This window comes from Rhizobium sp. N324 (genome assembly GCF_001664485.1).
Lineage (GTDB): Bacteria > Pseudomonadota > Alphaproteobacteria > Rhizobiales > Rhizobiaceae > Rhizobium.
Window position 1 is genome coordinate 3,653,203 of the sequence record NZ_CP013630.1, and the last position, 19,784, is coordinate 3,672,986.

The window sequence follows — 19,784 nt, forward strand, 5'->3', positions numbered from 1 at the left end:
ACCGCAAAGCAATTGTCAGGTCCCCGGCTCCCCGATTGCAGCTGCGAATGATGGAAAGCCGCGCTCATGATCTTGACCACGCGTACAATCGTTTTTCGGTGCAATGCAGAAAGCTTGATTTCCGCATTAGCATGAAACAATGCCGATGCAACCTCAAGAAAATTACTTGAGCGCCAATTATCTCTCCGCGACCGCGAAAGCCTGCCGGCGGTCCCGACCGACAGATCACCGGGCCGTTCCGCCCATCGCCGTCTTATGCTTTTCGATCCCGCTCGCCATGGGTGAGAAAAGACGAGCCGTCTCGGCCGCCGGTGCGGGGTAACCAAACGCGTAACCCTGCAGGCCATCGCAGCCGAGCTGCGCCAGCACGACGGCATGCGCCTCGGTCTCGATGCCCTCGGCGATCACTTCGACATCGAGCGCCTTGGCAATTTCCACGATCGAACCCACCACGTGCCGCTGCTCGGCTGAAGTGACGACATCGGCGATGAGCTGCCGGTCGATCTTCAGCCGCTTCGGCCGCAGCTTGACGAGACCGATGAGCGAGGCATGGCCGGATCCGAAATCATCGATCTCGATGTCGATACCCATCTGTTTGATATCGCCGATGTGATCGAGCAGTTTTTCGTCGCTGTCGTCGAGGAAGATCGTCTCGACCAGTTCGAAGACGATCACACCGGGCGGAATGTCGAGTTTCCTCAGCTTGCCGAGCAACGCCGGATCGGCAAGGCGTGATGCCGAGATGTTGACGGCGATGCGCGGAACCGCAAGGCCCTGCAACAGCCAGAACAACCGGTCTTCGAGAACATTTTTGAGGATCGCCGCATCGATCTCGGCCGCAAGCCCGTTCTCGTCGGCGATCTTCAGGAAGACCCCCGGCGCGAGCACGCCCTTCTCCGGATGTTTCCAGCGCGCCAGGGCCTCGAAGCCGATGACTTCCCGCGTCCGGGGGTCGAGCTGCACCTGATAATAGGGAACGATCTCGCCGCGCTCCAGCCCGAGCTTCAGCTCCTCGGCAAGGCGACGCTTGGCGCGCAGATCCTCCTGCAGTTGCCGCGTGAAGAATTCGACGCGGTTGCGCCCGAGTTTCTTGGCCTGGTAGAGCGCCAGGTCGGATTCGGCAAACAGATTGCGCGCCCGCCGATCGCCGCTCCAGGAAACGCCGATCGAGGCGCCGGATTGCAGCATCTCCTGGCCGAAGCGGATCTTCTTGCGCAGCCGGCGCTGGAGGTCGTCGGTAATCAGCTTCAACTCGGTGAGATCGCTGAAATTGACGAGCACGATAACGAATTCGTCGCCGCCGACACGGGCAACCATACCATTAGCGGGAATGGCGGCAGTAATGCGAAGAGCCGCGGCCCTGAGCACAGCGTCGCCTGCCGCATGACCGTGGCTGTCGTTGATCTGCTTGAACTGGTCGAGGTCGAGATGCAGCACGGCAAGCGTTGTGATGCTCCTGTCGGCCGGCAGCTCGGCGAGCCGCTTGTCGAGCAGGCGTCGGTTCGGCAGGCCGGTGAGATAATCGTGATCGGCGACATGCTCGATGCGGGCGTTGCTTTCCTCGAGCGCCAGCGCTCTCGCCTCGGCCACCATCTTCTGGCCGGCGAGTTCGGCGTTGAGCAGAACGTCGGCGGTGACATCCCATTCGGCGCCGATGAAGGAGGGCAGGCCCTCGGCATCCACGTAGAAATGTGCGCGTGAGCGCAGATGGCGGATTTCGCCGCTCGGCAGCACGATCCGGAATTGCGAATTATAGGCGCCCCGGGTGGCGATCGCCAGGTCGAAGTCGCGTTCGGCCTGTTCGCGATCGTCGGGATGAATCGCATTGGACCATAACCATGCGGGCACCTCCCGGCATGTCTCGCCGGTCTCGTAGAGGCGGTGCATCTGCGCATCCCATAAGATCCCGTCCCTGGCGATGCTGTGCTCCCAGACACCGATCCGGGATGCATCGAGAGCGAGTTCGAGCCGGCGCAGCAGATCCTGAAACTCTTGTTCGGATCGGGTGGGTCTATTTTCTGGCAACGCGGTCTCAGCCTTAGAAGCTTCCATAACTGCAATATGGTCTCAAGCCGGCATTAATGAAGCCTTGTCCCGATGCTCGAACTAGTCACTAGGTGAACCGTCCGTTACGATTTTCCCCTTTTGGATCAAAGAACTTGCAGCCCACGGCGCCCTGAAGGATCAGTGGTTGTGCCGCGGCGGATTTTTGGCGATCCGGCGGAATTCCGCCGCCCCCTCCAGAACCGCGCCGTCCGACAATTGCGTCACCGAGCGGCGATAGATCTGCTGCCATGGCGTCGCATCCGCCGGCACCGGCGGAATACCGTCGCCCTTGCGCCGTTCGATCTCGGCCTCGTCGACCAGCATGTCGCAACGCCCGTGGTTGAAGTCGATGCGGATGATGTCGCCGGTGCGAAGCCAGGCGAGACCGCCGCCGGCAGCGCTTTCGGGCGAGGCGTTGAGGATCGAGGGGCTGTCCGCCGTGCCCGATTGGCGGCCATCGCCGATCGTCGGCAGGCTGCTGATGCCGCGTTTCAGCAAGTGATCCGGCGGCTGCATGTTGACAACCTCAGCCGAACCCGGCCAGCCGAGCGGCCCGGCGCCGCGGATGACGAGGATGGTATTTTCGTCGATGCCGAGGTCAGGATCGTTGATGCGCCGGTGATAGTCTTCGGACCCGTCGAAAACCACCGCCCTGCCCTCGAAGACGCCTTCGCGGCCCGGCTCCTGAAGGTAGCGCCGACGAAAACCCTCCGAGACGACGCTCATCTTCATGATCGCGAAATCGAAGAGATTGCCCTTCAGAACGAGGAAGCCGGCCCGCTCCTTCAGCGGCTCGCCGAATGGCCGGATAACCTCGCGGTCCCGGGCTTCCCTGCCCTGCAGGTTCTCGGCCATCGTCCCGCCCGTCACCGTACGACAGCCGCCATCGAGCTTTCCGGCCTGCAGCAATTCCCACATGATCGCCGGCGTGCCGCCGGCGCGATGAAAACGCTCGCCGAGATAGGTCCCCGCCGGCTGGACATTGGCCAGCAGCGGGATATCGAAGCCGTGCACCTGCCAGTCGTCGGGATGAAGCTCGACGCCGGCGTGCTTGGCCATCGCGGCCAGATGCGGCTGTGCGTTGGTGGAACCGCCGATCGCCGAATTGGTGCGGATGGCGTTGAGGAAAGCCTCGCGGGTCAGAATATCCGACGGCTTCAGGTCCTCGAAGACGATCTCGACAGCGCGCCGCCCGGTACGGTAGGCCATCTGGCCCCGTTCGCGGTAGGCGGCCGGAATGGCGCCGCAACCGGTCAGCGACAGGCCGAGTGCCTCGGCAAGGGCGTTCATCGTCGAAGCCGTGCCCATCGTATTGCAATGGCCGACGGATGGAGCCGAATCGAGCGCAGCCTGCAGGAATTCTTCCCGATCGATCTCGCCTGCTGCATATTTTCGCCGCATCCGCCAGATCACCGTGCCGGAGCCCGCCAGTTCCCCCTCATGCCAGCCGTCGAGCATCGGCCCGCCGGAGAGCACGATCGCCGGAATATCGACCGTCGACGCCGCCATGATCGCCGAAGGCGTGGTCTTGTCGCAGCCGGTCGTCAGCACGACGCCGTCGAGCGGATAGCCGTAGAGGATTTCAACGAGGCCGAGATAGGCAAGATTGCGGTCGAGTGCCGCCGTCGGGCGTTTGCAGTTCTCGAAGATCGGATGCGTGGGAAATTCGATCGGAATACCGCCGGCATCGCGAATGCCGTCGCGTACGCGCTTGGCAAGCTCGATATGCACCCTGTTGCAAGGTGTGAGATCGCTGCCGCTCTGGGCAATCCCGATGATCGGCTTGCCGGAACGCAGCTCTTCCGGCGTGATGCCGTAATTCATGAAACGCTCGAGATAGAGCGCTGCCATGTCGATATGGTCGGGATTGTCGAACCAATCCTGCGAACGCAGGCGCCGCTTCGGAGAATGGCTGTCGGTCACCTCTTGCCTCCCGGCAGGTCGTTCTTCTCTTCGAGATGCAGGAGCAGGCCGCTATGATCTTTCTCACCATTGCCGTTTGCGACGAATTCGCTGAATTCGGCATGGACCGCAGCAGTCAGGGGCAGCGTCAGCGACAGCGCGGCGGCGGTCTCCATGGCCGCGTTCAGGTCCTTCAGCTGATTGCTGGACGAACCGCCTGGAGTAAACTGCCGCTCGACCATGCGTTTGCCGTGGAGTTCAAGGATACGGCTCTCGGCGAAGCCGCCGCGAATGGCGTCGCGAAAGGCGGCGGGCGAGCCGCCTCCGGCGGCAATCAGCATCATCGCTTCGGCAACGGCGCCGATCGTCACTGCGACAATCTGCTGGTTGGCAAGCTTGGCAAGCTGACCCGATCCGCTTGGGCCGACGCGGGTGACACGCCCCATCGGCGCAAAGACGTCCTGAAGCTTTTCGATCACATCCTTCTCGCCGCCCGCCATGATCGCCAGCGTACCGGCCTCCGCTCCGACGACGCCGCCGGAAACCGGCGCATCGACATGAGCGATGCCGCGCTCAGCAAGCCGCGCCGCATGATCACGGGCAAAATGTGGGGCGATTGAACTCATGTCGATAACGATAGCGCCGGACGCCACCGCATCGGCCGCGCCGCGGTCGAACAAAACGTTTCCGACGGCTTCGGCGTTGGTCAGCATGGTGATGACGACATCAGCCCCCGAAACGGCATCCCCGGGCGTTTCCGCAAGGACCGCACCGTCCGCTGCCAGCGCCTTAGCCTTGCCGGGATCGCGATTCCAGACGGTGACGGCAAAGCCCGCTCCGAGCAGCCGGCGAGCCATAGGCGCGCCCATCAGCCCGGTACCGAGAAAGGCGATCCGCCTGCCACCATGACCTCTGCTCGAACCTGTCATTCAGTCCTCCCAACTGTTGTTCGTCTTTGATAACCCCCTCACCCATCGTTGCAACCGTTTTGATGCCGCATCGGCCCGAAAACGATACGGGCGAGAACCGAAGTTCCCGCCCGATTTACTCGACAAAGGAAGGTTGAATTCCGTTTATTCCGCCGCGAGCCGGATGACCTCAGCCTCTTCTTCCTTGTGTTCGTCCGGCTTGTGCTGGACGAGCGGGCGGTTGCCCGCCAGCCGCCGCAGCAGCACGTAGAAGACAGGCGTCATGAAGATGCCGAAGAAGGTCACGCCGATCATGCCCGAGAAGACCGCGACACCCATGGCCGCGCGCATCTCCGCGCCGGCGCCGGTGGAGACGACGAGCGGCACGACACCCATGATGAAGGCCAGCGAGGTCATCAGGATCGGGCGAAGACGGAGACGGCTGGCTTCCACCGCGGCCTCCCGTGGCGTCCGGCCTTCGAACTCCAGTTCGCGGGCGAATTCGACGATAAGGATCGCGTTCTTCGCCGATAGTCCGACCAGCACCACCAGACCGATCTGGGTGAAGATGTTGTTGTCTCCACCGGTGAGCCAGACGCCTGTCAGCGCGGCCAACACACCCATCGGCACGATCATGATGATCGCAAGCGGCAGCGTCAGGCTTTCATACTGGGCGGCAAGCACCAGGAAGACGAGCAGCAGCGCCAGCGGGAAAACGACGACGCTCGAATTGCCGGCAAGGATCTGCTGATAGGTCAGATCCGTCCATTCGAAGTCGATGCCTGCCGGCAGGGTCTCATGCAGGATCTTCTCGATAGCCGCCTGCGCCTGGCCGGACGAAAAGCCCGGCGCCGGACCGCCGTTGATATCGGCGGCGAGGAAGCCGTTGTAGCGGTTCGCGCGCTCCGGACCGGTGCTCGGCTGCACCTTCAGCAGGGCCGAAAGCGGGATCATCTCACCCGATGCGGAACGGACCTTCAACTGGCCGATATCTTCCGGCTGGGCGCGGAATTTCGCATCGGCCTGCACCCGGACGCTGTAGGTGCGGCCGAAGGCGTTGAAGTCGTTCACATAGAGCGAACCGAGATAGATCTGCAGCGTCTGGAAGACGTCGGTGACGGAAACCCCGAGCTGCTCGGCCTTGGCGCGGTCGAGATCGGCATAGAGCTGCGGCACGTTGATCTGGAAGCTGGAGAACAGCCCGGCAAGCTCAGGCGTCTGATAGGCCTTGGCAAGCACGGCCTTGGTCGCTTCGTCGAGCGCCTGGTTACCGAGGCCGGCACGATCCTCGATCTGCAGCTTGAAACCGCCCGTCGTGCCGAGACCGTTGACCGGCGGCGGCGGGAACATGGCGATGAAGGCATCCTGGATGGCGCCGAATTTCTGGTTCAGCGCCATGGCGATGGCACCACCCGAAAGATCCGGTGTCTTGCGCTCCTCGAAATCCTTCAGCGTCACGAAGACGATGCCGGCATTCGAGGAGTTGGTGAAGCCGTTGATCGAAAGGCCCGGGAAGGCGATCGCATTGGCAACGCCCGGCTGCGCCAGCGCGATATCGGTCATGCGCTTGATTACGTCTTCCGTGCGGTCAAGGCTTGCGGCATCCGGCAGCTGGGCAAAACCGATCAGATACTGCTTGTCCTGCGACGGCACGAAGCCGCCGGGGACCGTGCTGAACAGACTGTAGGTCGCACCGACCAGCGCCAGGTAGACCACCATGACTATGCTCTTGCGCGACAGCAATCCGCCCACACCCTTGCCGTAGGCATTCGAGCCGGCGCCAAAGACCCGGTTGAAGCCGCGGAAGAACCAGCCGAAGATGGCATCCATGAATCGTGTCAGCCAGTCCTTCGGCGCGTGATGCCCCTTCAAGAGAAGGGCTGCTAGCGCCGGAGAGAGGGTGAGCGAGTTGAATGCCGAGATGACGGTCGAGATCGCGATCGTCAGCGCGAACTGGCGATAGAACTGACCGGACAGGCCGGAGATGAAGGCGAGCGGCACGAAGACCGCGACGAGGACCAGCGCGATCGCGATGATCGGACCGGAGACTTCCTTCATCGCCTTGTAGGTGGCGGCCCGCGGCGACAGCCCCTGTTCGATATTGCGCTCGACGTTTTCGACCACCACGATCGCGTCGTCGACGACGATACCGATCGCCAGCACCAGCCCGAACAGGCTGAGCGCGTTGATCGAGAAGCCGAAGACATACATGACCGCGAAGGTGCCGATGATCGATACCGGAACCGCGATCAGCGGAATGATCGAGGCGCGCCATGTCTGCAGGAACAGGATGACGACGAGAACAACAAGCGCGATGGCTTCGAGCAGCGTGTCGATGACCTTCTCGATCGAGGCGCGCACGAATTTCGTCGTATCGTAGACGATCTCGTATTTAACCCCCTCCGGCATGGCGAGCTGCAGCTGATCCATGGTGGCGTGCACATTATCGGCGATTTCGATCGCATTCGAACCGGGCGCCTGAAGCACGGCAACGGCGACGGCCGGCTTGCCGTCGAGCAGCGAGCGCAACGTATAGTCTGCGGCGCCGAGCTCGATGCGGGCAACGTCGCGAAGGCGGGTGATCTCGCCACTGGCGCCCGTCTTGACGATGATATTGCCGAACTCCTCGGGTGTGCGCAGGCGGCCCTGGGCATTGACGTTGAGCTGCAGGTCCACACCCGGCTGGCTCGGCGATGCACCGATGATGCCGGCCGCGGCCTGGACGTTCTGGGAGCTGATGGCGTTGCTGATATCGCTGGCGGCGAGATCATGCTCGGCAGCCTTCTGGGGATCGATCCAGACACGCATCGAATAATCGCCGGCGCCAAAGACCTGCACCTGACCGACGCCTGCGATGCGGGCAAGCCGATCCTTGATATTCAGCGTCGCATAGTTGCGGAGATAGGTAATGTCGTGATTGTCGCCATCGGAGACAAGGTTGACGACCATGATGAAGTTGGGCGAACTCTTGACCGTCGTGATCCCCAGCGAGCGGACTTCCGCCGGCAGCCGTGGTTCGGCCTGCGAAACGCGGTTCTGCACCAGCTGCTGCGCCTTGTCGGGGTCGGTGCCGAGTTTGAAGGTGACGGTCACGTTGAGCACGCCGTCCGACGTCGCCTGGCTGGACATGTATAGCATGCCCTCGACACCGTTGATCTGCTCTTCGAGCGGTGTGGCCACCGTTTCGGCGATGACCGACGGGTTGGCGCCGGGATAGGTGGCGCGCACGACGATCGACGGCGGCACGACCTCGGGATATTCGGAAATCGGCAGCGCGCGCAGGCCGATCAAGCCGGCAACCACGATGAGGACTGAGAGAACGCCGGCAAAGACCGGGCGGTCGACAAAGAATCTGGAGATGTTCATTTCAAAGCCCTCTCCGGGGTGAACATGGATGCAACGTCCCTCTCCGGCGGTTTGGGAGCCGCCGGCGGGTCATATCAATTCGGGTATTGGCATTCCCCTGGGGCGAAGGCATCGCCTTCGCCCGGGAGGGAAAGGCGAAGTCTTACTGCGCGGTCGCGACCTTCTCTTCCATCTGCGGTACGACGACGGCACCCGGACGGATGCGCTGCAGACCGTTGACGACGATCTTTTCGCCGGCGTCCAGACCGCTTTCGACCACACGCTGACCGTCGGACAGCGTGCCGAGCTGGATCTGCCGATAGGCGACCTTGTTTTCGGCATCGACGACGAAGACGAACTTCTTGTCCTGGTCTGTGCCGACGGCGCGGTCGCTGATGACGATCTTGTTCTCGGCCTTCGGCTGGCCCATGCGCACCCGTACGAACTGGCCGGGGATGAGACGACCACCCGGATTGTCGAAGACAGCGCGCACGCCGATGGTGCCGCTGGAGGCATCGACCTCGTTGTCGATCAACTGCAGCTTGCCCTTGATCGGCGTGCCGCTGTCGGCAAGCGTACCGACCTCGACCGGGATCTGCTCGACCGGCGGCAGGGCGCTGTCGGTCTGCGGAAGCTCGGCAAGCGCGCGCGTCACCATCTCTTCGCTGGCGTTGAAGCTCGCATAGATCGGATCGACCGAAACGAGCGTCGTCAGTTCAGGCGAAGCCGAGCCGGCCGCAACCAGGTTGCCGGCGGTCACCTCGATCTTGCCGATGCGGCCGGAAACCGGCGCACGCACCTGGGTGTAATCGAGATCGAGCTGGGCCGACTGCAGTGCGGCCTGCGCCGAACGCAGCCCTGCCTGCGCCTCGGCCAGCGCGCTCTGGCGCTGATCGAGATCGCTCTGGGAGATGGTGCGGTTGTCGGAAAGCCTGCGGCCGCGATCGAGCTCGGTCTGCGCCAGGCTGACCTTGGCTTCGGCCGAAGCGACCTGGCCCTGCGCCTGCGCCACGCTCGCCTGGTAGGGAGCCGGGTCGATGGTGAAGAGCAGGTCGCCCTGCTTGACCAGCGCCCCTTCGCGGAAGGCCACCGACAGGATGGCGCCGGCGACGCGGGAGCGAACCTGCACACGGTCGACAGCTTCGAGCCGGCCGGAGAAACTCTCCCAGGCTGTCACGTCACGCGCCGCGACGACGGCAACCGTCACCGGCACGGCAGGCGGCTGCGCCGGGGCGGACGCGGCCGTGGCGGTCGTGCTCATCGGCAGTTCGAAAAATAATGCGGCGCCTGAAACCGACGCAATAAGGCCCATGCCGGCGCCCACAAGGGCCCAGCGCTTACTTCTGGACGTCATCAGTACTCTCCTTGCGGCCCCAAGCCGCCGAAATATCAGATCATCTTCAATGCAATTGCGGTTGGACGCTTACATCCCGAAGGAAGCTTCCGAAATGGCGGCTGACATGCTCCTGCCAGTCGGGCACTCCTGCGGATTTCCCACCATAAATCGAGGGCCAGCCCGTCCCGGCGGGAAGAACATGCTGGCGCACACCGACGCCGGCCTTTTTCAGGCGGGCACCGTAACCGAGTGTTTCGTCGTGCAGAGGATCGTCCTCGGCGGTGAAGATCAGCGCCGGCGCGACGCCGGAAAGACGCGAACAGAGACAAGGCGCCGCATAAGGGTGGCAGCCGCCGCCGCTTAAGTAATGGCTCCAGCCCTCCGTCCAGCGCTGACGCATGCCGATCGCTTCGGCCTTGCGGATCGAGGACGTGCCCATGAAAGGATCGAGCAGCGGCGAAATCAAGACCTGGCCATCGAGGGCATCCGGCATCTGATCGCGGGCCTTCAGAGCCACGCCGGCGGCGACATTGCCGCCCGCCTCTTCGCCGGCGACGAAGAGCAGCAACTTGCGGTCGCCGAGACCGGCAGCGCGCTTGTTGGCGAGATATGTGAAAACGGAGAAGGAAACTTCCAGCGCCTGCGGAAACAGGTTGCCGGACAGGGTGCTGTAATCGACGGCGGCGACGATGGCGCCTGATTTGGCGAGGCTCATCGCCACCGGCCTGTCGACATTCGTCTCGCTGTCAAGAAACGCGCCGCCATGCAGGTAAAGCACGATCGGCGGACCCTTGCCGTAATCGGCGCCCTGGTAGATGCGTGCGGAAACGGGGCCGACGGCCACCTTATCCAGCATCATATCTTTCCATTCCACCGTCATGCTTCGGTCTCTTTTGCGTCAGCGACAAGCAGACAACGCCTGCCGCTTGCATTTTGCACAAAAAAGATATTGTTATTCCATCCAGGGAATAAGAAGCGATATCGCGATTACACTGTTCCATATCTCGAATAATGGTGCAACGCAAACTGCGGACTTCAAACCGATGGATCAGCTCTCGGCAATGCGCGTCTTCATCCGCGTGGTGGAGACGGGCAATTTCACCCGCGCCGCCGACATGCTCGCCATGCCCAAGGCGACGGTAACCAATCTCATCCAGGGCCTTGAGGCGCATCTGCGCACCAAGCTTTTGAATCGTACGACGCGCCGGGTTATGGTGACCACGGACGGCGCTCTCTATTACGAGCGGGCCGCCCAGATCATTTCTGAATTGGAGGAACTCGACGGCAGCCTCTCCAATTCGCAGAGCCTGCCGAGCGGGCGGCTGCGCGTCGAAATGGCCGGCGCTTTCGCCGACTGGATCGTCGTTCCCGCGCTCTGCGATTTTTATCAGCGGTATCCCGATATCCGCATCGACCTCGGTGTCGGCGACCGCACGGTCGATTACCTTGCGGAAAATGTCGACTGCGCGTTGCGGGGCGGCACCCCGGCCGATCAGTCGCTAATCGCGCGACGTGTTTCCGAAGTCGAGATGATCACCTGTGCTTCGCCTGGTTATATCGAGAAATTCGGCATGCCCGAGCGGCCGGAGGATCTGGAGGCCGATCATTATTCCGTCAACTATTTCCGCGCCCAAAACAACCGAACGCTGCCCTTCGAATTTCGACGGCACAACGAGGTGATCGAGACCAATCCGCGTTACATCGCCTCGGTCAACGATAGCCGCACCTATCTGACGGCTGCACTGACCGGTCTCGGCATCGCGCAGGTGCCGATCTTCATGGCGCGCGAGCCAATTGCAAAGGGTGACCTCGTCCGCGTGCTCCCGGACTGGCGCCGCGATCCGCTGCCGCTCTACGTCGTCTACCCTCCGAACCGCCACCTCAGCAACAAGGTCCGTGTCTTTGTCGACTGGCTGGTAAAGCTTCTGGTGGAGGCGAGACTGAACGACTTCTGAGCGCCAAAAGAATACGGCCCGGAAGGCGGGGAAACCTTCAACGGACCGCAATGTGCAACTTTGAACATCAAGCCTGTCGCACCGCAGGAAGGGCGCGGCAGGCTGTGGAGGTTCGGAAAAGAGCGGCAGGGAATTCCACTCTTTCGCGATAAAATAGATATACGCACTCCCCGCAGGATTGTAAGGGAAAATTCCGCAAGCCCGTTCACATAATTGCGAGCACGGAGCCCGTTAGATCATGCCGCCATTAGCGCGCAGCGTCTGACCATTGATCCAGCCGCCGTCCGGGCCGGCGAGGAAGGCCACCGCGGCGGCGATGTCTTCAGCTGTGCCCAGGCGCTCCAGCGGGTTCATCTTCGCCATGCGGGCAACGAGTTCCTCCGATTTGCCGTTGAGGAAAAGATCGGTGGCGACAGGACCGGGCGCGATGGCGTTGACGGTGATGTTGCGGCCGCGCATCTCCTTGGCCATGATCGCCGTCAACATTTCCACGGCAGCCTTGGTGGCGGCATAGACGCCGTAGGTTTCAAGCTTCAGCCCGACAACGGAGGTCGAGAGGTTGATGACCCGGCCGCCGTCGCGCAGACGCTTGGCCGCTTCCCTCATTGTATTGAAGGTGCCCTTGAGATTGACGGCGATCTGGCGGTCGAAATTGGCATCGTCAGTCTCGGCGATCGAGGAGAGCATCATGATGCCGGCATTGTTGACGAGCACGTCGATACCGCCGAAGGCGGTTTCACCGGCATCGAACATGCGGCGGACGGCTTGCGCATCGCTGACATCGGCTTTCTCGGTCAGCGCCTTGCCGCCGGCCTGCTCGATCTCCCGGGCGAGTTCCTCTGCCGGAGCCGCATTGCCGGAGTAATTGATGACAACGGTGAAACCGTCCTTGGCGAGGCGTTTGGCGACCGCCGCGCCGATGCCGCGGGAAGCGCCGGTGACCAGTGCGACCTTGCCGTTTTCGTTGGAAGCCATTGTCTTTCTCCTTCATCGCGTTTCGATGAGGAAAAGATGCTCCTTTTCCTATCACGGATAATCAGGCATTATTCGACATCACTATCCGGGAACAACGAACAAATAGATGGACAAATTCGATGCCATGCGGGTGTTTTGCCGCGTCGTGGAGCGTCGCAGCTTCACCCTTGCCGCCGAAGACACCGGCCTGCCGCGCTCGACCGTCACCGATGCGGTGAAGCAGCTCGAGGCGCGTCTCGGCGTGCGCCTGCTCCAGCGCACGACACGCCATGTCAGCCCGACGCTGGACGGCGAGGCCTATTACCAGCGCTGCCTGTCGATCCTCGCCGACATCGAGGATGCCGAAGGGGCTTTTGCCGGCGCTAGGCCGAAGGGCCTGCTGCGCGTCGATGTGCACGGCACGCTCGCGCGCCACTTCGTGCTGCCGAGCCTGCCGTCCTTTCTCGACACTTACCCCGAGATCGAATTCTACATGAGCGAGGGCGACCGGCTGGTCGATCTGGTTCGCGAAGGTATCGACTGCGTGCTGCGCGCCGGCACGCCCGGCGATAGCGACATGATCATCAGGCGTGTCGCCATGCTCGACGAAATCACCCTCGCCTCGCCTGATTACATCGCCGCCCATGGCCTGCCGCAGCATCCCGACCGGCTAACCGGCCACCGCATGGTCGGCTTCCGCTCCAGCGCCACCGGCAGCCAGTTGCCGCTCGAATTCACCGTCGACGGCGCCGTGCACGAAATCACCGTTCCCGCCACCATCACCGTCAACGCCGCCGAAAGTTATGTTTCGGCGGCGAGGATGGGCCTCGGCCTGATCCAGATCCCGCGTTATCACGCCGAAAAAGATATTGCCGAGGGAACGCTGATCCATGTGCTCAAGGATTTTCCGCCGACCCCGACACCGGTCTCCCTGCTCTACCCCCGCAACCGCCAGCTTTCGCCGCGCGTACGCGTTTTCATCGACTGGCTGGTGAAGGTCTTCGCTCGACAAAACGCGGAAAACGCGCTTTGCTAATATGAGCGTTTGGGGGAGCGGCCATGGCACTCAACGATATCACCGTCTACCAGACGGAAGACGGCTTCGTTGTCGAATTCGGCGGCGAAGGCGAAGACAGCATTGCCGTGACGCTGCGAAGCACGCCTGAACTGAACTCGGATAACGCCGTCTCGCGGGCCAAAACCCTGCTTGCGGCGGCCATCGAACCTGTCCATGGCGACGGCGCGCGCGGCAAGGATCCCGCTTTGCTCGAAGAAGAGCTGGAGGAAGGTCTGGAGGATTCCTTCCCGGCGAGCGACCCGGTCTCGGTCACATCATCCTCGATCCCGATGCGCGATCCGAATGCCGGCCGCTGAGGCGGGTGGGCCCAACGCATGAAGCGGTTTCGGGATGACGGCGAGTACGCCGGATGTTATCTGCATCGGCCATGACCGAGAGTGGAATGATATCGGGCGCGATCGGCGCCGGCGCGCTCACCGGCGAAAGCCTCAGGGCGTTTTTCGAGCGCGACGCGATCGCCGTTGCCCGTGATCTGCTCGGCTGCCATCTCACGGTCGATGGCGCCGGCGGCCGGATCACCGAGACGGAAGCCTATTTTCCCGATGATGAGGCCTCGCACAGCTTCCGCGGCCCGACCAAGCGCAACGGCGCCATGTATGGCCGGCCCGGCAATGTCTACATCTACCGCATTTACGGCATGTATTGGTGCCTGAACTTCGTCTGCCATCCGGGCTCGGCCGTGCTCATCCGCGCCCTTGAGCCGGAAACGGGAATCCCTCTAATGATGGAGCAGCGCGGCACCGACAGGCTGACCGCGCTCTGCAGCGGCCCCGGCAAACTCTGCCAGGCGCTCGGCATCGATATTGAGATCAACGACAGGCTGCTCGACCGCCAACCCTATGCGCTGACGCCCTCCGCTGCGGTGCCTGTCGTCTCGGGAAAACGTATCGGCATCACCAAAAATGCCGAGGCACCATGGCGCTTCGGCATTCAGGGGTCGCGTTATCTCAGCAAGCCGTTCCGTTAAGCAATTCCAGCAAAACTGTGCAGCGGTTTGCGTCCCAAATTGCGTGAAAGTCTAGAGCCTATTCCATGACGGCGCTATGATCGACGGCGGGCGCCGCCTTCGGCTTGCGCAGCAAGAGCACCAGCGGAATGACCGCGAGTGACATCAGCATCAGGAGCTTGAAATCGTCCATATAGGCGATGATCGTCGATTGCAGGGTGATGATTTCGTTGAGCGAGGCGCGCCCGGCCGCCGTCACCGGGCTGAGCCCCTGCGCCGCCACCGCGTTGAAGGCATGATTGAACGGCGTCACATAGGATGCGATCGACTCATGATTGCTCTGCGTGTTCTCGACGATCAGCGCCGAGACGATCGAGATGCCCACCGCCGAGCCGATGTTGCGCGACAGGTTGTAGAGACCGGTGCCGTCGCCACGCATATGGGCGGGCAGCGTGGAAAACGCGATCGTCGTCAGCGGCACGAACAGGAAGCCGAGGCCGGCGCCCTGGATGAAGCCGACCGAGACGATCGTCCATTGCGAGACGTCGGGTGTCCAGCCGGTCATGTCGTACATCGCCCATGCGGTCAGCCCGAGGCCCAGCGCCAGCAACGCGCGCGTATCGACTTTGCCGACCAGCCGCCCGACGATGAACATGCACAGCATGGTGCCGAGCCCGCGCGGCCCCATGACGATGCCGGCGGTGATGACGGGATAGCCCATCAGCGTCTGCAGATAGGGCGTCATCAGCGCCAGTGAGGCGAGATAGGTGATGCCGATCACGAAGATGAAGATCATGCTGATCGAAAAATTCTGGTCGAGGAACAGCTTCGGATTGACGAAGGATTTCTCCGCCGTCAGCGTATGCACCAGAAGCAGATAGAAGGCGGCGGCGCAGATGATCGCTTCGAGCATGATCTCGCCGGAGGAGAACCAGTCGAGCTGCTCGCCCCGATCGAGGAAGAGCTGCAGCGAGGCGATGAACAGGCTCATCATCCCGAAGCCGAACCAGTCCAGCTTGGCGAGCGCATCCCGCCTCGTTTCCGAAACGAAGACGACGATGCCGGCAAAGGCAAGCGCGCCGATCGGCACGTTGATGTAGAACACCCAGCGCCAGCTGATATTGTCGGTCAGCCAGCCGCCGATGACCGGTCCGAGCACCGGTCCGACCATGACCGAGACGCCGAAAAGGGCCATGGCCGAGCCGCGTTCCTCCACAGTATAGATGTCGAGGAGAATGCCCTGGGAAAGCGGCACCAATGATGCGCCGAACAGGCCCTGCAGCAGACGGAAGGCGACGATCTGGTTCAGCGATTGCGCCAGGCCGCAAAGAACCGAGGCAGCCACGAAGCCGGCGATGGCCACGAGCAGCACGCGCTTCCGGCCGAACTTGGTGGCAAGGAATCCGGACGGCGGCGTCATGATCGCCGCCGCGACGATATAGGAGGTCAAGACCCAGTTGATCTGGTCGGCGGAAGCCGACACGCTGCCCTGAATATAGGGCAGCGCCACATTGGCGATCGTCGTGTCCAGCGCCTGCATGATGACGGCGAGAATGACGCAGGCCGTGATCGCGCCGCGATTGGCAACCGGGGTCGCCGGGGAAGCGGAAACGTTACTCATGATCCCCGCCCTGGGTCCGGCCCAGAAGCTTGTTGACGAAATCGGGCAGGCCGCGGGCATGGCCGGTCTCGACATCGACGACCGTGCTCATGCCGACGCGAAGCGGCGGCTTGCCCTCGGTGTCTTCGATGCTGACGCGCATCGGAATGCGCTGGACGACCTTTACCCAGTTGCCGGTGGTGTTCTGCGCCGGCAGCAGCGAGAAGCTGGAGCCGGAGGCCGGGCTGATGCTCTCGACCTTGCCCTTCCACATCACACCGGGATAGGTGTCGACATAGATCTCGGCTGTCTGGCCGGGTTTGACATAGGTGAGCTCGGTTTCCTTCGGGCTGGCGGCGATCCACAGGTGATCGGTGGCAACGAGCGAGAATGCTTGCTGCGAGGCCTGCAGGTAGGAGCCGACCTGCAGCGCGTTGACATTGGTGACGATGCCGTCGAACGGCGCCTTGACGACGCTGTGATCGAGTTCGCGCTGGGCATTGTCGACATTCGACTTGGCCTGCAGGTAGAGCGGATTTTCCTCGATCGGCTGGTCGGCAGAACCACCGAGCTGGGCAAGAGTGGTTGCGGCTTCGGCCTTGGCGACAGTCACCTTCTGCCGGGCGGCTTCGAGATTGTGCTTGGCCTCGTCATAAGCCGATTGTGTGGCGCTGCCGTTGTTGACGAGATTCTGCTGCCGGTCGAACTGATCCTGGTAATAAGGCAGATCGGCTTGCGCCTGGGTGATCTCGGCCAGCGACTGCTGATAGCTGGCCTTGAGGTTCATGATCTGGTTGCGCTGCACGCCGAGCTGCGCCTTGGCGCCATCGAGCGCGATCTTGAAGGAATCGGCTCTCAGGCTGAAGAGCACCTGCCCAGCTTTAACAGCCTCGTTCTCACGCACGTCGATCTGCTCGACGATACCCGAGACATCGGTGGTGAGCCCGACCATATCGGCCTGGAGGTAGGCATTGTCGGTCGACATCACCTGGCCGCCATTGACGTAATAATAACCGCCAACGACGAGGGCCACCGGCAGCAGGGCGAACAGGATCGGCCGCGTGAGACTGCGCCGGCGGCGGACCTTGTTGCCGCCAGGCGCAGCCACGGCGACAGCCGGCGCTGAATTGGATGAAGGCGCTTCGGCTACCGTTTCCTGCTGTTTGGCTTGATTTTCTTCGAAAGGTGTCTTGGCATTGGCGTCGGCAACGACGCGGAGGGGGGATTGATCAGCCATCGTTCGTCTCATTCTCGTCGACCGGGCTCCGGCATGCCTGAACCAGGTTCGTCTTCATTACGGATAGGATGTGGAAAAGCTGCTCGCGCTGCTCGGGCGTAATGCTTTGCAACGCTTCTGCGCGGGTGGTGTCGCCAAGCTCGCGCATTTCGGCGAGCAGCGGATGCGCCTCGTCGCGCATGTAGAGCAGCCAGATCCGCCGGTCGGTCGGGTGCTGGCGCCGCTCGATCAGCCCGCGTTCGGCGAGCTTGTCGAGAATGCGCACCAGGGTGATCGGTTCGACCTCGAGGATTTCGGCAAGGCCGCTCTGATGGATGCCTTCGTTGTTCGAGAGGTAGGCCAGCGTCTGCCACTGCGACCGGGTCAGCCCAAGGCACTTCGCGCGCTGCTCGAACCGCTTGCGCAGCAGCCGTGCGACGTCGTGGAGAAGGAAGCCGAGTGTGGGCGTGGCGCTCATGAAAACCTGCGATCGTTAATTTATAAGCATACTTATAATATCGGTAGATATATTGAGCTTGTGCAATGCACAAGGGCATGGACGGCAGAATCGCCACCTCGACGAAAATGCCGCAGGCCGGTCGAGCCCGTCCGCGCTTCCCTCCTGCGGTCCTTTCGAGGCATGAGACAGTAGCCATGGCGCAGCGCCGCCCTAATTTTCCGCGGTAGGAACAGCCTCCGTCGGAGGCACGCATTGGGGAGCGCGATGGCATTCTTCGAAAGCATGCTGACGCTGCTGCTGGTAGCAATCGTCTTCCTGCAATTCTCCAGGAAATTCCGCATCCCTTATCCCACCATGCTGGCGATCGCCGGCATCATCGTCGCGGCCGTGCCCTGGGCGCCCGAGGTTGCGATCGATCCCGAACTGGCACTGGCGCTGCTGATCGCACCGCTGCTTTTCGATGCCGCCTATGATCTGCCGCCGCGAACATTGCGACGCAACTGGCTGCCGCTCTTTTCGCTCGCCGCCATCGCCGTGATCGTGACGGCCGCAGCCGTTGCCGCCGTTGGCGTGACGATGGCCGGCCTGCCGCTTGCCGCGGCCATCGCACTCGGCGCTATCGTCGCGCCGCCGGATGCGGCGGCGGCGACCGCCATGCTCGACCGCTTCGACCTGCCGCGTCAGACCTATGTGATCCTGAAGGGCGAAAGCCTTCTCAACGATGCCGTGGCGCTCCTGATCTTCAGCGCCGCGGTGGCCGCCGCCGCCAGCCCCGCCCTCTTCACCGGCGCCCTGGCGGAACTGGCGCTGGCGGTGCCGGGCGGCCTCATTCTCGGTTATCTCCTCGGCCGTCTCTACATGATTGTCGGGTTGAAGCTCGCCGGCACGCTCGGCGGCACCCTGCTCGAATTCGTCGCCACCTTCGGCACCTGGATCATCGCCGAGCGGCTGCACCTTTCGGCGATCCTCGCCATCGTCGTCTATGCGATGGTGATCGCCCGCTACATGCCCGAGCGCCAGACGGCCCGCCACCGCATTCATTCCTATTCGGTCTGGGAAGCAGCGGTCTTCCTGCTCAACGTGCTGGCCTTCCTGCTGATGGGCTTGCAGGTCCGTCAGATCGTCCTCGATCTCGATCCCGGCCGGCTGAATTTCGCGATCATCCTGGCCGCCGCGGTCTTCGTCACCGTCATCCTCGTGCGTCTGGCCTGGGTGCTCTTCTACAACCGCGCGATCACCTTCCTCGCCAAGCGCGGTTACACCAGACAAACCGTTCCCACCTTTGCGACCAGCCTGCTGGCCGGCTGGTGCGGCATGCGCGGCCTCGTCACGCTGGCGACCGCGCTCGCCCTGCCGATCGATTTCCCCGATCGCGACATTATCCTGCTCAGCGCGCTCGCCGTCGTTCTCGGCACGCTGATCGTCCAGGGCCTGACGCTCGGACCGCTGATCCGCTTCCTGAAATTCGAGCCGGACACCTCTTTGGATCGCGACCTCACCAGAGCCCGGGTCGCGTTGATCGATGCGGCACTGGCCGAACTTGCAGGCGGCGAGGACAAAGCCACCCGCATCCTGCGGGACGTCTACACCTCCGAGCGCGAGATCGCCGCCGATGGCAAACACCCGCGCGAGGTCAGCAGGCTCGACAAGCAGCGCCGCAGCGTCATTGCCGCCAAACGCCGCAAACTGGCAGCGATGCGCCGTGCCGACGAAATCGACGACGATGTCTTTCACACGCTGGAACAGGAGCTCGATTGGGCCGAACTCGCCGTCCTGCCGCCCGGCCGCGACGAGATCGTCGAGAGCTGACGCCATCCCTGACGTTTGATGGATTTTGCAACCGCAGCCAATTGGCGTTTGCTATTTTTCGCCGCTGCCGTTTATATCCGGTTCCATAGCGTTACGATTTTTCCGATGTGCATTGCGTGCCGGCCTTCCTTTCCAAGATTGGACGCCGGAGGAAATCGCGGGGGCCGAGGCCTTCGTTCACAGCAGCAAGATACGAATAGCATCACTTCATCTTAGCTTCGGCGGCAGT

Annotated in this window: 15 protein-coding genes; 5 read left to right on the plus strand and 10 right to left on the minus strand. The window is 62.6% G+C overall.

Annotated features, from left to right (window positions below):
- Nucleotides 1-225: 225 nt before the first annotated feature.
- The 6 genes from AMK05_RS17595 to AMK05_RS17620 form a co-directional block, all read right to left on the minus strand.
- Nucleotides 226-2,052, minus strand: a complete 1,827-nt coding sequence (locus AMK05_RS17595) for a putative bifunctional diguanylate cyclase/phosphodiesterase (RefSeq protein WP_064840436.1) — start codon at nucleotides 2,050-2,052, stop codon at nucleotides 226-228.
- A gap of 132 nt (nucleotides 2,053-2,184) precedes the next feature.
- Nucleotides 2,185-3,969, minus strand: a complete 1,785-nt coding sequence (locus AMK05_RS17600; RefSeq protein WP_064840437.1) for an IlvD/Edd family dehydratase — start codon at nucleotides 3,967-3,969, stop codon at nucleotides 2,185-2,187.
- On the minus strand, nucleotides 3,966-4,877 hold the full coding sequence (locus AMK05_RS17605) for an NAD(P)-dependent oxidoreductase (protein ID WP_064840438.1): 912 nt from the start codon (nucleotides 4,875-4,877) through the stop codon (nucleotides 3,966-3,968). The genes AMK05_RS17600 and AMK05_RS17605 overlap by 4 nt, the downstream gene beginning before the upstream one ends.
- 144 nt (nucleotides 4,878-5,021) lie before the next feature.
- Nucleotides 5,022-8,222, minus strand: a complete 3,201-nt coding sequence (locus tag AMK05_RS17610; protein WP_049731691.1) for an efflux RND transporter permease subunit — start codon at nucleotides 8,220-8,222, stop codon at nucleotides 5,022-5,024.
- Between the two features lie 142 nt (nucleotides 8,223-8,364).
- On the minus strand, nucleotides 8,365-9,555 hold the full coding sequence (locus AMK05_RS17615; protein ID WP_049731692.1) for an efflux RND transporter periplasmic adaptor subunit: 1,191 nt from the start codon (nucleotides 9,553-9,555) through the stop codon (nucleotides 8,365-8,367).
- A gap of 46 nt (nucleotides 9,556-9,601) precedes the next feature.
- Nucleotides 9,602-10,417, minus strand: a complete 816-nt coding sequence (locus tag AMK05_RS17620) for an alpha/beta hydrolase fold domain-containing protein (RefSeq protein ID WP_064840439.1) — start codon at nucleotides 10,415-10,417, stop codon at nucleotides 9,602-9,604.
- Nucleotides 10,418-10,580: 163 nt separating this feature from the next.
- On the opposite strand from AMK05_RS17620, the gene AMK05_RS17625 reads away from it, so the two are divergent.
- A complete protein-coding gene (locus AMK05_RS17625) occupies nucleotides 10,581-11,492 on the plus strand; it encodes a LysR family transcriptional regulator (protein ID WP_049731694.1) in 912 nt (303 codons plus the stop codon).
- Nucleotides 11,493-11,723: 231 nt separating this feature from the next.
- Here AMK05_RS17625 and AMK05_RS17630 read toward each other — a convergent pair whose 3' ends face one another.
- Entirely contained in the window at nucleotides 11,724-12,467 is a 744-nt protein-coding gene (locus AMK05_RS17630; protein WP_064840440.1) for an SDR family oxidoreductase, read from the minus strand.
- A gap of 106 nt (nucleotides 12,468-12,573) precedes the next feature.
- Between AMK05_RS17630 and AMK05_RS17635 the strand changes: the two genes are divergently transcribed.
- Genes AMK05_RS17635 through AMK05_RS17645 form a run of 3 tightly spaced genes read left to right on the plus strand, consistent with a single transcriptional unit; the run spans nucleotide 12,574 to nucleotide 14,491 of the window.
- A complete protein-coding gene (locus AMK05_RS17635) occupies nucleotides 12,574-13,482 on the plus strand; it encodes a LysR family transcriptional regulator (RefSeq protein WP_049731696.1) in 909 nt (302 codons plus the stop codon).
- A gap of 23 nt (nucleotides 13,483-13,505) precedes the next feature.
- Nucleotides 13,506-13,820: a hypothetical protein gene (locus tag AMK05_RS17640; protein ID WP_049731697.1), complete on the plus strand. Its 315-nt coding sequence runs from the start codon at nucleotides 13,506-13,508 to the stop codon at nucleotides 13,818-13,820.
- A gap of 53 nt (nucleotides 13,821-13,873) precedes the next feature.
- Entirely contained in the window at nucleotides 13,874-14,491 is a 618-nt protein-coding gene (locus AMK05_RS17645) for a DNA-3-methyladenine glycosylase (RefSeq protein ID WP_049731698.1), read from the plus strand.
- A 58-nt stretch (nucleotides 14,492-14,549) separates the two neighbouring features.
- On the opposite strand, the gene AMK05_RS17650 is transcribed toward AMK05_RS17645, so the two are convergent.
- From AMK05_RS17650 to AMK05_RS17660, 3 genes are read right to left on the minus strand one after another with little or no spacing between them, the layout of a single operon-like run.
- Nucleotides 14,550-16,091, minus strand: a complete 1,542-nt coding sequence (locus AMK05_RS17650) for a DHA2 family efflux MFS transporter permease subunit (protein WP_064840441.1) — start codon at nucleotides 16,089-16,091, stop codon at nucleotides 14,550-14,552.
- Complete coding sequence (locus AMK05_RS17655) at nucleotides 16,084-17,307, minus strand: HlyD family secretion protein (RefSeq protein WP_064840442.1); 1,224 nt, start codon at nucleotides 17,305-17,307, stop codon at nucleotides 16,084-16,086. Before AMK05_RS17655 ends, AMK05_RS17650 begins: the two co-directional genes overlap by 8 nt.
- Complete coding sequence (locus tag AMK05_RS17660; protein WP_049731701.1) at nucleotides 17,300-17,764, minus strand: MarR family winged helix-turn-helix transcriptional regulator; 465 nt, start codon at nucleotides 17,762-17,764, stop codon at nucleotides 17,300-17,302. Before AMK05_RS17660 ends, AMK05_RS17655 begins: the two co-directional genes overlap by 8 nt.
- Nucleotides 17,765-18,010: 246 nt before the next feature.
- Here AMK05_RS17660 and AMK05_RS17665 point away from each other — a divergent pair, with 246 nt between their 5' ends.
- Nucleotides 18,011-19,555 carry a cation:proton antiporter gene (locus AMK05_RS17665; protein WP_064840443.1) on the plus strand — a complete coding sequence of 515 codons (1,545 nt, stop codon included), beginning with the start codon at nucleotides 18,011-18,013 and terminating at the stop codon, nucleotides 19,553-19,555.
- The last annotated feature ends 229 nt before the right edge of the window (nucleotides 19,556-19,784 follow it).